Annotated in this window: 11 protein-coding genes; 8 read left to right on the top strand and 3 right to left on the bottom strand. The window is 51.3% G+C overall.

Annotation, left to right across the window (positions count from 1 at the left end; translation table 11 throughout):
* Positions 1-49 precede the first annotated feature (49 nt).
* Both AEST_RS11820 and AEST_RS11815 read right to left on the bottom strand, forming a co-directional pair.
* Positions 50-961: a LysR substrate-binding domain-containing protein gene (locus AEST_RS11820; RefSeq protein WP_008609287.1), complete on the bottom strand. Its 912-nt coding sequence runs from the start codon at positions 959-961 to the stop codon at positions 50-52.
* A gap of 91 nt (positions 962-1052) precedes the next feature.
* Complete coding sequence (locus tag AEST_RS11815; RefSeq protein WP_008609286.1) at positions 1053-1550, bottom strand: aldolase/citrate lyase/malate synthase family protein; 498 nt, start codon at positions 1548-1550, stop codon at positions 1053-1055.
* A 146-nt stretch (positions 1551-1696) separates the two neighbouring features.
* On the opposite strand from AEST_RS11815, the gene AEST_RS11810 reads away from it, so the two are divergent.
* The 8 genes from AEST_RS11810 (at position 1697) to AEST_RS11775 (ending at position 13669) form a co-directional block, all read left to right on the top strand.
* Complete coding sequence (locus tag AEST_RS11810; protein WP_008609285.1) at positions 1697-3205, top strand: DUF3612 domain-containing protein; 1509 nt, start codon at positions 1697-1699, stop codon at positions 3203-3205.
* A gap of 20 nt (positions 3206-3225) precedes the next feature.
* Positions 3226-4317, top strand: coding sequence for a polyphosphate kinase 2 (gene ppk2 / locus AEST_RS11805; protein ID WP_008609284.1), 1092 nt, complete (start codon positions 3226-3228; stop codon positions 4315-4317).
* A 113-nt stretch (positions 4318-4430) separates the two neighbouring features.
* Entirely contained in the window at positions 4431-6509 is a 2079-nt protein-coding gene (locus AEST_RS11800) for a M13 family metallopeptidase (protein ID WP_008609282.1), read from the top strand.
* Between the two features lie 269 nt (positions 6510-6778).
* A complete protein-coding gene (gene acnB, locus AEST_RS11795; RefSeq protein ID WP_008609279.1) occupies positions 6779-9376 on the top strand; it encodes a bifunctional aconitate hydratase 2/2-methylisocitrate dehydratase in 2598 nt (865 codons plus the stop codon).
* Positions 9377-9458: 82 nt separating this feature from the next.
* The gene (locus AEST_RS11790) at positions 9459-9848 is read left to right on the top strand and encodes a YacL family protein (RefSeq protein WP_008609278.1); all 390 of its coding nucleotides are present in this window, start codon (positions 9459-9461) and stop codon (positions 9846-9848) included.
* A 221-nt stretch (positions 9849-10069) separates the two neighbouring features.
* Positions 10070-10408: a P-II family nitrogen regulator gene (gene glnK / locus AEST_RS11785; protein ID WP_008609277.1), complete on the top strand. Its 339-nt coding sequence runs from the start codon at positions 10070-10072 to the stop codon at positions 10406-10408.
* 11 nt (positions 10409-10419) lie between these two features.
* Positions 10420-11688 (top strand): ammonium transporter, encoded by a 1269-nt coding sequence (locus AEST_RS11780; protein ID WP_008609276.1) that lies wholly within the window; start codon positions 10420-10422, stop codon positions 11686-11688.
* Positions 11689-12718: 1030 nt separating this feature from the next.
* Complete coding sequence (locus AEST_RS11775; protein ID WP_008609272.1) at positions 12719-13669, top strand: Dyp-type peroxidase; 951 nt, start codon at positions 12719-12721, stop codon at positions 13667-13669.
* On the opposite strand, the gene argR is transcribed toward AEST_RS11775, so the two are convergent.
* Positions 13652-14119, bottom strand: coding sequence for a transcriptional regulator ArgR (gene argR, locus AEST_RS11770; RefSeq protein ID WP_008951008.1), 468 nt, complete (start codon positions 14117-14119; stop codon positions 13652-13654). The two genes, AEST_RS11775 and argR, sit on opposite strands and share 18 nt — an antisense overlap.
* Positions 14120-14242 lie beyond the last annotated feature (123 nt).

The following is a 14242-nucleotide window of genomic DNA, read 5'->3' as shown; positions in this document are numbered from 1 at the left end:
GTCTGTTGTAATAACCGATTTAGCAATCAGGCTCCTGCGGGAGCCTGAATTATTTTGGGAGTTGAACCGGGCGGGTTGACTCTGGTGCGGCTTGCCGGAACACCTCTGCCAGAGCAGCAAGTGCGCTGGCAGGGGCCTGATTAGGCCGGTGTAGCAAATACATCGGGCGCCATAAGCCAGCAGTACCCAGGGTTTTGCTAACCAACAGGCCTTGACTGGCAAAGGGTTCCGCCATCCAGCGCGGCAGGGCAGCAATGCCCTGGCCCGCTGCGACCAATTGCACAATTTGGCTGCCTTGGGCGACGGCTTTGAGTTGACCTTTAAAGCTGAGATCCGGCATAAAACAGCGGAATAAGTCCTGCCGCTCAGCTGGGATCGGGTAGCTTAGGATCACCTCATGCTGCAGCAGCGCCGGTGTAATCTGCTCTGCCTGAGCCAACGGATGATCCGGGCTCACCAACAACACTAACTCCAGCTCAAATAACGGATAAAGCTGCAACTTGTCGGCATGGCGCAGATCGGTGGTTAGCACAATATCCAGCTCGCCAGTTAATAAACTGGTGACAGCATCATGCTCAATTTCATGGCTGAGGGTGATGGTCAGTGCCGGATTCTGCTGCCGATACAGACGCAGTGCCGGCAGGATCCAGTGAAAACAGGCATGACACTCCACACTTAATACTAAAGTGGCGTTTGCGTCGCCAGGCTGCTGTAACTGTCTGAGTGTGTGTGCCACATCAGGCAGCACCCGCTGTGCCAATTCCAGCAACGCCTGGCCGCTAGCCGTAAACTGTAGCGGCTGACTTTTACGCTGAAATAACCTTTGCCCAAGCCGTTGCTCTAACTGACCCAGTTGATGGGAGAGGGCGGATTGGGTAACACAGAGTTCCAGCGCCGCCGCCTGTAAACTACCGGTTTTTGCCAGTGTTGTTAGTGTTTTCAGGTGTTTAAGTTCAAGCATTCAGGGTTAGGCCAGATCTCACGACAAGCAGATGCACACAGCTTAACCCCGGAGTAAGACGCCGGCAACCGCAGCAGGTTGCCGGAGCAGCTTAAAGTTGAAAGGGTTGACCATCTTTGGCGGTAAAGCTTTTTTCCGCACGGCTGCGGCAGCTGATCTGCCGGCCACTGATCAGGCTAAACCAATTGCAGTCCGGCGTGGTGGTTTGCAGCTGAATATCGTCAATGCCAGCCGGATCCTGACTACCCTGTAGCCCACGCCGGTTCAGGATCAATTCAACATGGCGCTCTTCATTCTGCAGCAACAGCGCTTCTGGTGATTCGCGGTGGCCAATCAGGGCAATAAATTGTGCCGGTTCTTTTAAACCGCTGGTACTGCCATCATGAAAAAACGCCAGTAGTTGCTGGTAGTACACCACATAGCTGGCGACATCTTTATGCGAACCCCGGGCCAGTGGGAAGGTTTTGTCCAGAAAACCTTTTGAGTAATCCATGACCTGGCGCACATGCTGTTGGTTCAGCTCGGTGATCAATTGGATTTGCTGCTGGATATGCAGCTCCTGCTGCAGTGGGTTAGCTAAAGTTGTCATCTTGTGTTCCTCATCGGGTAGGGTCGGTATTTTGCCTCTGATAAGGCTTAGTTTTGGCACTAGCTTTTGCTATTGCTTGAAATCTAGTCTAGATTAGTTTTAAGCATAATTTCACAATAAAAATTTTACAGTGTGAATTTTACAAAATGAAAATCAACAAAAGTCTGCTGCGTAAGTCCCATTTTCTGGGCACTAAAATAAGAAATTTGCGTAAACGCAATAACTTAACTATTGAAGATCTGTCGACCCGTTGTGTGCGGCTGAATCCGGAAGCGGCGCCCTCGGTATCTTATTTATCGATGATTGAGCGCGGTAAGCGGGTGCCGGCCGTCGAAATGTTGGAAGTTATTGCGCAGGTGTTTCAAAAAGAGCTGGACTGGTTTTTGGATGGCGAAGCGGAGGAGCAGGATCTGGTGCTACCGAAGCAAAGCAAGGGTGGCTTAAATGGTATGCCGTTGGAGCCAGGCTTTTTGTTTAGCGGCGATATTCTGCAAATTGCGATCCCAGAGTTGTTGTCGCAAACCGGCACCAGTGGCCGGCAGTTTGCTCAGCTATTAATTCGCGCCCATCAGGAGCATCACCAGAACCACTTTCCTGAGCTGGAGCGCGCCGCTGAAGAAGTGGGGTTAAAGCGGCTACCGTTATCGGTTGACGAATTGCTGGCCATTGTCAAACAACTGGGACTGAGTATTCACTGGTTTGATGAAGCGCCGCGTGAGCTAATCGACGAATTGGGCGTCCGCTCGAATAATATTCAGACCTCGTTTTTTGTGCCACCGCAGAGTTTGCATTTGCACCGGATCCTGCAGCAATGGCCAACCCGGCTAAAATATGAGCTGGCAGTACATATTGGCCATGCGGTACTGCATAACAAAGATGGCGTGAAAAGCTCCATGGCAGTCGGCGGGGCGCATGACGATGTGTTCGCTGACAGCAGTAGCATGGCACCGCAGGACATTTTGCATGCCTGGCGCGACTTTGAGTCGAGCTTTTTTGCCGGTGCGCTGCTGTGCCCGAAACAGCCATTCCGGCAGTTGCTGGAGCGGCGTGGCTACGAAATTGCCAGTCACTTGCAGGCTGAAGTGTCGGCTTCGGTGGCGATGCGGCGGATGACGGCAGTATCACCCTATCCGCACTGGCACTATTTTGATGCGTACAGCCCCGGTAAATTAAAGGCAGTGTATCGCGGTAATGGTATCCCGCTGCCCTGGGGCAATATGCGACAAGTCCAGGACCCGTGCCAACACTGGGCGGTATTCCGGATGTTTGAGGTAAAAGAATCGGGTAGTGCGGCGCAACTATCTTTACTGGATGTGCAGGGACAACCGAGAATTTATTGCTGTGAGTCGACCAAGGTCAAAGATTTGGCCGGTAATGACCATGTATTATGTGCTGGTATTGATTTGAATCCGGCTCTGGCGGCTCAGGGGCTGGATGCCGATGCGCTGGCGCAGGAGATGAAGGCACGTTGTATCAGTTACGGTGGCGCTGCTACTGTGCCGCAAAATATTCAAACCACCTTGAAGCGGGTGGCCAATATTCTGAATATCAACTGGGTTAGCCGTAGCATGAATAAACCCGCACAACTGATTTGCGCCCGGGGCGGCAGCTGCCCGCGCTCGCCCAGTTGTTATCAATGCGAGGTTGCCACTTAACACAGCGCGTAGGAGATATGATGACCGAGAAAGTCCAGGCTGAGACGACAGCGCAGGATCCGCAAACTGAACGGGTGACACAAAGGCTTAGCGCCAGTCAGCAGGCCAAGGCAGTAGCGATTGAAGACATTATTGCCGCCCGGGCGGCTGGCGATTTGCACCAGTTATCCGAGCATTTACTGGCGATGTTGGAAGGCTTGTCACCGGATGATCTGACACAACTGAGTAAGGCGTTACTTAAGGGCGAATCGGCGCAGTCAGAAAAACGCCGTCTGAAAGCCGACCAGCAATTGGCCACTGACTGGCGCAGTGGCGGCTATCCTTACCAGAACCGCTTAAGTCGCAAAAGCTACGAACAGCAGAAATATCAGCTGCAGGTCGAACTGTTAAAGTTACAGCACTGGGTTAAAGCCAGCGGCCAGCGCCTGGTGATCCTGTTTGAGGGGCGGGATGCGGCAGGCAAAGGCGGCACCATCAAGCGCTTTATGGAGCATCTGAATCCGCGTGGCGCCCGCGTGGTTGCGCTCGAGAAACCGACCACGGTTGAGCAGGGGCAGTGGTATTTTCAGCGTTATGTGGCACAGCTACCCACCCGGGGGGAAATCGTGTTATTTGACCGCTCCTGGTACAACAGAGCGGGTGTTGAGCGGGTAATGGGTTTTTGCAGTGATGAGGAGTATCAGGAATTTATGCTGCAAGCGCCAGACTTTGAGCGCCAACTGGTGCGTAGCGGCATTCATCTGATTAAGCTCTGGTTTTCCGTTAGTCGCGACGAGCAGCGGCGCCGCTTTACCGAGCGAGAAGCCCATCCGTTAAAGCAGTGGAAGTTAAGCCCCATCGATCTGGCATCGCTGGATAAATGGGATCACTATACTCAGGCCAAAGAAGCGATGTTTGCTGCAACGGATACCAGCTATGCGCCCTGGACGGTGATTAAATCCGATTGTAAAAAACGGGCCCGCCTTAATGCGATGCGTTACGTGTTGCAGCGCCTGCCATACGAGAACAAAGATGCGGCGGCGATAGGGCTCCCCGATCCGCTGTTGGTGGGGCGGGCTAATGTCATTTTTGAGCAGGGCGAACATGGTTTTGCGTTGGAAAGCAGCAGTTAAGGCCTTTCTCATACTTTGTTACAACTTTATGCCTGGCACAAATTGGCAAGGCCAGACAGAGGGCGTAAGATGAGATGTTCACTCTTTTTTCCCGCGTATAACAGGATATAACAATGAAAAAAATCACCTTAGTGGCCAGTGCGGTAGCCCTGGCTCTTGGCCTGAGTGCCTGTGGTAAGCAAAATGCCCCCGAGCAAAGTGCGGCGGCCAAACCTGCAGTTACCCAGCAACAGGCTGCCCTGGTATCAGGTATTGATACCCAGTACTTTGACTCAAGCGTGGCCTTTGGTCAGGATTTTTTCCTGGCGGTAAATGGCAAATGGCTGGCTGAAACTGAAATTCCTGCCGACAAAGCCACCTATGGCTCTTTCCATATTCTGGCAGATCAATCGCAGCAGGCGGTAAAAGCCATTATCGAAGAAGTCTCTGCCCGGACTGATTTAGCCGCCGGTTCGGACGAACAAAAGCTGGGACACTTCTATAACAGCTTTATGGACCAGTCTGTTATCGAAGAGCTGGGTTTAAGCCCGCTGCAGCCGCAGCTGGATGCGATTAAAGCGCTAAGTGACAAGGCACAGCTACCCGCAATATTTGCCCGCTTACAACGTGATGGCATTGCGATTCCATTTAGCTGGTTTGTTAATAACGATGCGAAAAACTCTACCCAGTATGCGGTGTATTTAAATCAGGGTGGCCTGGGGTTACCAGATCGCGATTACTACTTTAAAGATGATGAGGCCTCACTGAAAATTATCAGTGAATATAAAGCCTATCTGAGCGATATGTTCGCGCTGGCAGGCCATAGCGATGCGGCTGCCGCAGCGGAGCGGGTGTATCAGCTGGAAAAAGCGCTGGCAGAACATCACTGGACCCGTCTCGATAGCCGTAATGCCGATAAGACCTACAATAAACTCAGCAACACAGAGCTGAATAATAGCCTGGGCGCCTTTGATTGGGCTGCCTATGCTGAGGGCGTAAAGCTGGCTCAGGTCAGCGATATTATTGTGCGTCAGCCAAGTTATTTTGCTGGCTTAGGCCAGGTGATTGCCGGCAGCGATCTGCAAAGCTGGCAGGACTACCTGACCATTAAAACCGTTAACAGCTACGCCGATAAGCTGAACAGTGCCTTTGCTGACCGTCGTTTTGCGTTCTATGGCACCACCTTAAGTGGTATTCAGGAGCAACAACCACGTTGGAAGCGCGCTGTCGATGCTGCCGATCAGGTGCTGGGCGAGCTGACTGGTAAGCTATATGTTGAGCGTCATTTCAGCCCTGCCGCTAAGGCACGGATGGAAGTGCTGGTTGCCAATCTGATTAAAGCCTATGAGGTGTCGATCAAAGAGCTGGAGTGGATGAGCGAAGACACCAAGGTCGCGGCTTTGGAAAAACTGAGCAAATTTACGCCGAAAATTGGTTATCCGAACAAGTGGAAAGATTACTCCGCGCTGGAGATCAAGGCCAATGATCTGGTCGGTAACTTTATCCGTGCCAGTCACTGGGGCTATGATGAGATGGTGAGCAAGTTGGGCAAGCCAATCGATAAAGACGAATGGTTTATGACACCGCAAACGGTCAACGCTTACTACAACCCGGTGAATAACGAAATCGTGTTCCCGGCCGCCATTTTGCAGCCACCGTTCTTTAATATGGCAGCCGATGATGCCGTAAACTACGGCGGTATCGGTGCAGTAATTGGCCATGAAATCGGCCATGGCTTTGACGATCAGGGTGCTAAATACGACGGTGACGGTAACCTGCGTAACTGGTGGACCGAGCAGGATAAAGCTCAGTTCCAGGCCCGCGGTGCCAAGCTGATTGGTCAGTATAATCGCTTTGAGCCGCTGCCGGGTGTTAATGTGAACGGTGCAGTGGCACTGGGTGAGAATATCGGTGACCTCGGCGGTATGACGGTAGCCCTGAAAGCCTATCAGTTATCACTAAATGGTCAGCAAGCACCGGTGATGGATGGCTTTACCGGTGAACAACGCTTCTTTATCAGCTGGGCCCAAATCTGGCGCACCAAGTTCCGCGAAGAAGCGCTGCGTCGTCAGCTAAGCACAGGTCCGCACTCGCCAGCCCATTATCGGGTAATTGGCGTGCTGCCAAATATGCCGGAGTTTTATACCGCCTTTGATATTAAAGAAGGTGATGCGATGTATTTACCGGTCGAGCAGCGCGTTAAGATCTGGTAATCCATAGCGCGCTGTCACTATAATCAAGCCGTGGTTACCTTGTTTGGAAATCGCAAGGTGCCACGGCTTTTTGCTGCCTTGGTCAGACCACTATAAATTAAAATTACCTGCCTGACGCTTTGTATTCAGCAAATTTATAACCATTATAAGTGTGTGTGCATTAGTGTTAATATGCTTTTGCTCTGATCTTTCTTATAATTGAGCCCATTCATTCACCGGAATGACGTTGCAGTGACCAGACTGCAAGCAACGACCAAGAGGACATAACTGTGTTACAAGAATATCGTGAACACGTGGCGGAACGCGCCGCCCAGGGTATCCCAGCTAAGCCCTTAAATGCTGAGCAAGTTGCTGCCTTAGTTGAATTATTAAAGAACCCGCCAAAAGGCGAGGAAGAGGTTATTTTAGATCTGCTGGTCAACCGGGTTCCGCCTGGCGTTGATGAGGCCGCTTATGTTAAAGCCGGTTTCCTGGCGGCGGTCGCCAAAGGCGAAGCGAAGAGCCCGTTAATCAGTGCCGAGCGTGCCGTTGAGCTGTTGGGTACTATGATGGGTGGTTACAATATTGAGCCACTAATCAGCCTGCTGGATGATGCCAAGCTGGCGCCAGTTGCCGCCAAGGCGCTGTCACACACCTTACTGATTTTCGATGCTTTCCATGACGTCACCGAGAAAGCGGATGCCGGTAATCAGTATGCCAAACAAGTACTGCAAAGCTGGGCTGACGCCGAATGGTTTGAAGCCAAGCCAGAACTGGCGAAGAAAATTACCGTTACCGTGTTTAAAGTAGCCGGTGAAACCAACACCGACGATTTATCACCTGCACCGGATGCCTGGTCACGCCCGGACATCCCACTGCATGCGTTAGCCATGTTGAAAAACAGCCGCGAAGGTATCGAACCGGATCAGCCTGGTACTGTTGGTCCGATCAAGCAGCTGGAACAGTTGAAACAAAAAGGTTTCCCACTGGCTTATGTCGGTGACGTAGTGGGTACCGGTTCATCACGTAAATCAGCCACTAACTCAGTGCTGTGGTTTATGGGTGACGATATTCCATACGTACCGAACAAGCGCGGTGGCGGCTTTGTATTAGGCGGTAAGATTGCGCCGATTTTCTTCAATACCATGGAAGACTCAGGTGCACTGCCAATTGAGGTTGATGTCAGCAAGCTCGAGATGGGCGATGTGATCGACATTCTGCCATATGAAGGCAAAATCGTGCGCCATGGTAGCGGCGAAGTGCTGGCTGAATTCAGCCTGGCAACTGACGTGTTAATTGATGAAGTGCGTGCCGGTGGCCGTATTCCACTGATTATCGGCCGTGGTTTAACTGACCGTGCCCGTGAGTTCTTAGGTTTAGCTGCCTCTGACAAATTCCGTCGCCCACAAGCCAAAGCCGACACTGGCAAAGGCTTTACGCTGGCGCAGAAAATGGTAGGTAAGGCGTGTGGTGTGAAAGGCGTGCGTCCGGGCACTTACTGTGAGCCGAAGATGACCACAGTGGGTTCACAAGACACCACTGGCCCTATGACCCGTGACGAGTTAAAAGACTTAGCCTGTTTAGGTTTCTCTGCCGATCTGACGATGCAGTCGTTCTGTCACACAGCCGCTTATCCGAAGCCGGTTGACGTGGATACGCATCATACTCTGCCAGACTTTATTATGAACCGTGGCGGTGTTTCACTGCGTCCGGGCGATGGTATTATCCACAGCTGGTTAAACCGTATGTTGCTGCCAGATACTGTGGGTACCGGTGGTGACTCACATACCCGTTTCCCGATTGGTATTTCGTTCCCGGCAGGTTCAGGTTTAGTGGCGTTCGCTGCGGCTACCGGTGTAATGCCACTGGATATGCCAGAGTCGGTACTGGTGCGCTTTAAAGGCGAAATGCAGCCTGGTATTACGCTGCGCGACTTAGTGCACGCCATTCCTTATGTTGCCATTCAGAAAGGTTTACTGACTGTTGATAAGAAAGGTAAGAAGAACATCTTCTCTGGCCGCATTCTGGAAATCGAAGGTTTACCGAATCTGACCGTAGAGCAGGCGTTTGAATTATCTGATGCGTCTGCTGAGCGTTCAGCAGCCGGTTGTACCATCAAGCTGTCAAAAGAGTCGATTGCCGAATATCTGGAATCGAATATCGTGATGCTGAAGTGGATGATCGCTGAAGGTTACGGTGATGTGCGCACTATCGAGCGCCGGATCAATGCGATGCAGGCCTGGCTGAAAGATCCACAGCTGATGGAAGCCGATGCTGATGCTGAATACACTGAAGTGATCGAAATCGATCTTGCTGAGATTAAAGAGCCAGTGCTGTGTGCACCAAACGATCCGGATGATGCCCGTTTACTGTCTGAAGTTGCCGGCGACAAGATTGATGAAGTCTTTATCGGTTCTTGTATGACTAACATTGGTCACTTCCGTGCTGCCGGTAAGTTACTGGATAAGTTCAAAGGCCAGTTACCAACCCGGTTATGGATCGCGCCACCGACTAAGATGGACCAGGCCCAGCTGACCGAAGAAGGTTACTACGGTATTTATGGCAAAGTGGGTGCCCGCACCGAGATGCCAGGCTGTTCACTCTGTATGGGTAACCAGGCACGCGTAGCTGAGAAGTCAACGGTGGTGTCTACTTCTACCCGTAACTTCCCGAACCGTTTAGGTCAGGGTGCTAACGTGTATCTGGCGTCAGCTGAACTGGCTGCGGTATCTTCAATTATCGGAAGATTACCGACAGTGGCAGAATATATGGAATATGCGAAACAGATCGATGCTACGGCAGCCGATACCTATCGCTACCTGAACTTCCATAAGATGCCGCAGTACACCAAAAAAGCGGATAATGTAATTATCCAGCAAGCGGTGTAAGCACTTAGTAACGACTAACAACGCCTGCCTTGTGCAGGCGTTGTTATTTCTGCAGCCGCAATAAAGCAAACAGTTGGCAAAGATGGAATACGACTTTATCTATGATCGCGACAGCCGGCGCTACCGGCTTAAACTCGCCACTGAACAAGCGGCGCTGCAGCAATTTCTGCTGGATGAGTTTGCCCACCGCGCCAGTGCTTACCAGCCGCTGCTAAACCAGCTACAGGCACTCAAGCCCTACCAGGACTGGCAGTATCAGGGGCGAGAATTTAGCTTACTGGTACAGCAGCAGGAAGTGCGGGTTTGCCATAATAGTCTGTTGGCGACGGAGAGCGGTGAGTTGGCCGTACAATTACTACCGGAGGAGCTGGACGACGATTTACAGCTGGATGAAAGCGGGCTTGTAAGCGAATGCGGGCTGGCAGACTTGTTACTGTTGCTACAAGCCTGGCAGGAGTTTCTGCCGGCATAACCTGCTACATAACGTCATGCCGATACGATGCTTTTCAGATCGCTGATACGGGTACTGGCTTGCACTCTGGCAGGGAAAAACGCACTAAACTGGTGCGTTTTTTTTCGCCAACTGTAAGCCATAAAGCTTAAGTGTATGTTTTATATCAAATAAAAATCTTGGCACAAGGTTTTCTTATCTTTTTAAGCGAACAGCATAATTAGTCGATAAGGAAAACCATCATGAAGCTTGTATGTGCCATCATCAAGCCGTTCAAACTGGATGATGTCCGGGAAGCGATTGCGGACATTGGGGTAGAAGGTTTAACGGTTACCGAAGTAAAGGGTTTTGGCCGCCAGAAAGGCCACACCGAGCTCTATCGCGGAGCCGAGTATCAGGTTGATTTCCTGCCGAAAGTAAAACTGGAAATTGCTACCCAGGACGATCAGGTAGAACGCTTACTGGAAGCGATCCAGAAAGCGGCTTATACCGGGCGGATTGGCGATGGCAAGATCTTTGTCTATGACCTGGAGCAGGCGGTGCGGATCCGTACCGGCGAAACTGACGCAGAAGCGATTTAAGGAGCCTTGCCATGCAAGAACAAATTTATCATTTACAGTTTGCAATGGACACCTTCTACTTCCTGATCTGTGGGGTGCTGGTGATGTGGATGGCGGCGGGCTTTTCGATGCTGGAAGCCGGTCTGGTGCGGGCCAAGAACACTACCGAAATTCTGACTAAGAATGTCGCGCTCTATTCGATTGCCTGCATCATGTATTTAGTCTGCGGCTACTACTTTATGTACGATGGCGGCATTTTCCTGCAAGGTATCGCTGAAATTGATGTTGATGCCACTTTAGCCTCCTTTGCGGAGCAAGATGATTTTACCGGTGACGCTGTCTATTCCGGTGCTTCTGACTTCTTCTTTCAGGTGGTCTTTGTCGCGACAGCAATGTCGATTGTCTCTGGTGCTGTAGCGGAGCGGATGAAATTATGGGCCTTTTTAGCCTTTGCCGTGGTCATGACCGGCTTTATCTACCCGATGCAAGGCAGCTGGACCTGGGGCGGTAAAGAAGTATTTGGCTTATATAACTTAGGCGATCTGGGTTTCTCTGACTTTGCCGGCTCAGGCATAGTGCATATGGCGGGTGCTGCAGCTGCATTGGCCGGGGTATTACTGTTAGGCGCCCGTAAAGGCAAATACGGTAAAGACGGTAAAGTCAATGCGATCCCAGGTGCCAATATGCCGCTGGCAGCTTTAGGTACTTTGATCCTGTGGATGGGTTGGTTTGGCTTTAACGGCGGCTCGGTATTAAAACTGGGCGATATTGCCAATGCGCACAGTGTTGCGGTGGTGTTTTTGAATACCAACGCCGCCGCTGCCTCAGGCGTGGTTGCCGCCCTGATTACCTCGGTGATCCTGTTCCGCAAAGCCGACCTGACCATGGCGCTAAACGGCGCCCTGGCGGGATTGGTGGCGATTACTGCTGAACCTTCGACGCCGACACCATTACAAGCCGCGATCTTCGGTGCGATAGCCGGTGTATTAGTGGTCGCTTCAATTTTGGCTTTGGATAAAAGCAAAATCGATGATCCGGTTGGTGCGATTTCGGTGCACGGTGTGGTTGGCTTCTATGGCTTATTGTTAGTCCCTATTACTAATGCCGATAGCAGCTTTAGCGGCCAGCTTATTGGTGCTCTGACCATCTTCGGTTGGGTATTTGCCACCAGTTTATTAGTATGGTTCGTACTGAAATTAGTGATCGGTATCCGGGTCAGCGAAGAAGCCGAATACGAGGGTGTCGACAGCTCAGAGTGTGGTATCGAAGCCTATCCTGAATTTGTCGCCTCGGTAAAGTAAGCAGCCCGCAGCGTGCAGGTGGCACGTTGCGGGAGCCTGTGGGCGAAACCCTGTTAGCACCGCTAACCGGCAATCCCCACTAAACCTGAACCACCTAAACACGTCTATCCTTGTCCTTTGTCTGAATTTGACGCCCCGTGGTGAAAGCCGCGGGGTTTTTTTATCTGTCAGCGGAACTGTTGCGCCAGGCACGGGTGTGCAAAGGCAAGCGAAAATAAGGCGGCCAGAAAGGTAGCTGGTATTAGCTGAAAAAAATATTAGCGTGTATTTGGGGTAAAAAAGCTGGGGCGAAAAAAGTGAGGTCGTATAAAGGAAGCTGGCCGCAAACTGCGCGGCCACTGATTCCTGATGCATCCATTGCAACCTCGATCCCTGAGGCAAATCCTGTTCGTCCTGATGGCATCCCGCCTGAGCATCCTGCAACTGACATCCGGTCAGTATCCTGAGTTCCGGTAGTGGGCACTCCGGTGCCCGCTAGTGCATCCTGCCGTCATCAACGATGACTTATCCTATGATGGTAACGGCTATCCTTACTACCATCTGCCTGGCCGCAGCCTGCGACCCGGGAACAATATTGCCATCCAAGGCTGTCCATCAAAGCTCTTTCATCCTGCCGAGCCTTCTTCATCCTGAAGGTGTCCTGTTTCTTCCTTGTGCATCCTGCCTGTTCAGTGCATCCGGCACCTGCTGCGCATTAAAGCGCTCGACTCCTGTCGGGCATCCTGCCAGCTAACTTCCTGTCAGCTATCATTCCGTCGATGTGAGTATTATGCACCTTTGCCGCAGCTTTTGGGGGCATGTAAGACAATTCGTACCTTAGTCATAAAGTTGTAAGATAGTGGTTAATTTGAATAAGTTATTTAAATACAGATGTTTATTGTATTTTGTTCCTAAGGTGGTGGCTAAAAATAGCGTTTTGGCTGCGTCTTTTGTGAGATATATCTCACAAACTTTCGGGGGATTAAGCTTAGACTGATTTAGGGTATACTAGGGGCAAGGATATTAAACAGACCGGAACTCTTACACTGGCATGGCGCGGGAACAATTAGGCATTTGTGCCGAAGCAAATTTACATGCGAGCTATTTGCTGTGTAACGTCCTGGACGGGCAGGAAGCCATTTTGCGGCAAAAGCTGCTGCGCATTCCACAAATGTTGCAACGCTTGGCCGAACATTTTTCGGAGTCGATGCTAACCGGTCTGGTGGCTATCAGTAGTCATTATTGGGATAGCCTTTATCCCTGGCAACGCCCGTCAGGCTTGCAGGCCTTTCCGGTACTACCTTCAGAGCATCTGGCAGTGAGCTGCAGTATGGCTGATTTACTGATCCAGGTCAGATCGGATCGCTTGGATGTAAACTATATTGCGCTACAACAGATCCAGCAGCTGTTGCTGGCGAATATTGAAGTGTCTGAGCAACTCTCCGGCTTCCGTTATTTGGATGGCAGGCAACTTACCGGTTTTCCGGATGCGCCGCAGAATCCCCGCGGTATAAAACGGCGTCAGGCTGCTTTGGTGCCGGCTGTCGATTCCCCCATGTTCGCTGGCGGTAGTTATTTGCATTTTTATCGTGCCAACCTGGACCTGAAACACTGGCAGCAACTGACCGTAGCGCAACAGGAAGAGATTCTGGGGTTTGCGAAAACCGATGGCAAGCCGCTACCGGCTGAGCGACTGTTGCCTAACAGCCATCTGCAGTGCAGTCTGGCTGGCGGGTTAGCACCGCTCCCTCTGCTGCAACAAAATATGCCTTTTGCGCAGGGCAATAGTCAGGGCCTGTTGGTGCTGAACTTTAGTCATCAGGCCGAGCGCTTTGCACAGCAATGGCATTACCGCTTAGGCTTAAATGAAGGGCGATATTACGACAGCCTGCTGGATTTCTACCGCATCGATTTAGCCGCGGCCTTTTTTGTTCCTGCTCTGGGCTTTCTGGAGGCTGCCGCTAATGGCAGCCTTGGTACATCCTCAGACCTTTTCGAATAACTCCGTCACTTTTTGCAAAGTAAAGTCGATATTTTTCACGCTAATCGGCGCAATAAAAATCGTATCGTCACCCGCGATGGTCCCCAATACGCCTTCCGCTTTACCAACTGAATCCAGCAAGCGGGCAATCAGTTGCGCCGCACCCGGGCTGGTACGGATAATAATCATCACATCGTTGTGCTCGATATCCAGCACCAACTGCCGTAGCGGGCTTTTGGTGGTAGGTACCCCCAGCTCCGGTGGCAGGGTGTAGACCATTTCCTGTCTGGCATTACGGGTGCGTACCGCACCGTATTTGCTCAGCATACGGGAGACTTTGGACTGGCTAACGTTATCAAACCCTTCTTTTTTCAGCGCATCGACAATTTCGCCCTGAGAACCAAAACTTTCCGTTTTCAATAAGGCTTTAAATGCATGGATCAGCGCTTCCTGGCGGTTTTGTTTTGTCATAGTTTGAGTTTCCGCATTATTCTTTTCCCGGATACTAACAAAAATCGCGCAACAATGCAGTTGGTACAGTAAAATAGCCTTTACGCTATTTAGATGCTTTGGCATCGGCTGAACTGCCGAAAT

Origin of the sequence: Alishewanella aestuarii B11, from assembly GCF_000280055.1 — a bacterium.
GTDB lineage: Bacteria > Pseudomonadota > Gammaproteobacteria > Enterobacterales > Alteromonadaceae > Alishewanella > Alishewanella aestuarii.
This window is presented reverse-complemented; position numbering and strand designations above follow the sequence as displayed.

Coding starts and splice junctions, on each gene's coding strand:
- AEST_RS11810 (WP_008609285.1), top strand. CDS start 1,697: ATGAAAATCAACAAAAGTCTGCTGCGTAAGTCCCATTTTCTGGGCACT.
- AEST_RS11820 (WP_008609287.1), bottom strand. CDS start 961: ATGCTTGAACTTAAACACCTGAAAACACTAACAACACTGGCAAAAACC.
- ppk2 (WP_008609284.1), top strand. CDS start 3,226: ATGACCGAGAAAGTCCAGGCTGAGACGACAGCGCAGGATCCGCAAACT.
- AEST_RS11800 (WP_008609282.1), top strand. CDS start 4,431: ATGAAAAAAATCACCTTAGTGGCCAGTGCGGTAGCCCTGGCTCTTGGC.
- AEST_RS11775 (WP_008609272.1), top strand. CDS start 12,719: ATGGCGCGGGAACAATTAGGCATTTGTGCCGAAGCAAATTTACATGCG.
- AEST_RS11815 (WP_008609286.1), bottom strand. CDS start 1,550: ATGACAACTTTAGCTAACCCACTGCAGCAGGAGCTGCATATCCAGCAG.
- AEST_RS11780 (WP_008609276.1), top strand. CDS start 10,420: ATGCAAGAACAAATTTATCATTTACAGTTTGCAATGGACACCTTCTAC.
- AEST_RS11790 (WP_008609278.1), top strand. CDS start 9,459: ATGGAATACGACTTTATCTATGATCGCGACAGCCGGCGCTACCGGCTT.
- glnK (WP_008609277.1), top strand. CDS start 10,070: ATGAAGCTTGTATGTGCCATCATCAAGCCGTTCAAACTGGATGATGTC.
- argR (WP_008951008.1), bottom strand. CDS start 14,119: ATGACAAAACAAAACCGCCAGGAAGCGCTGATCCATGCATTTAAAGCC.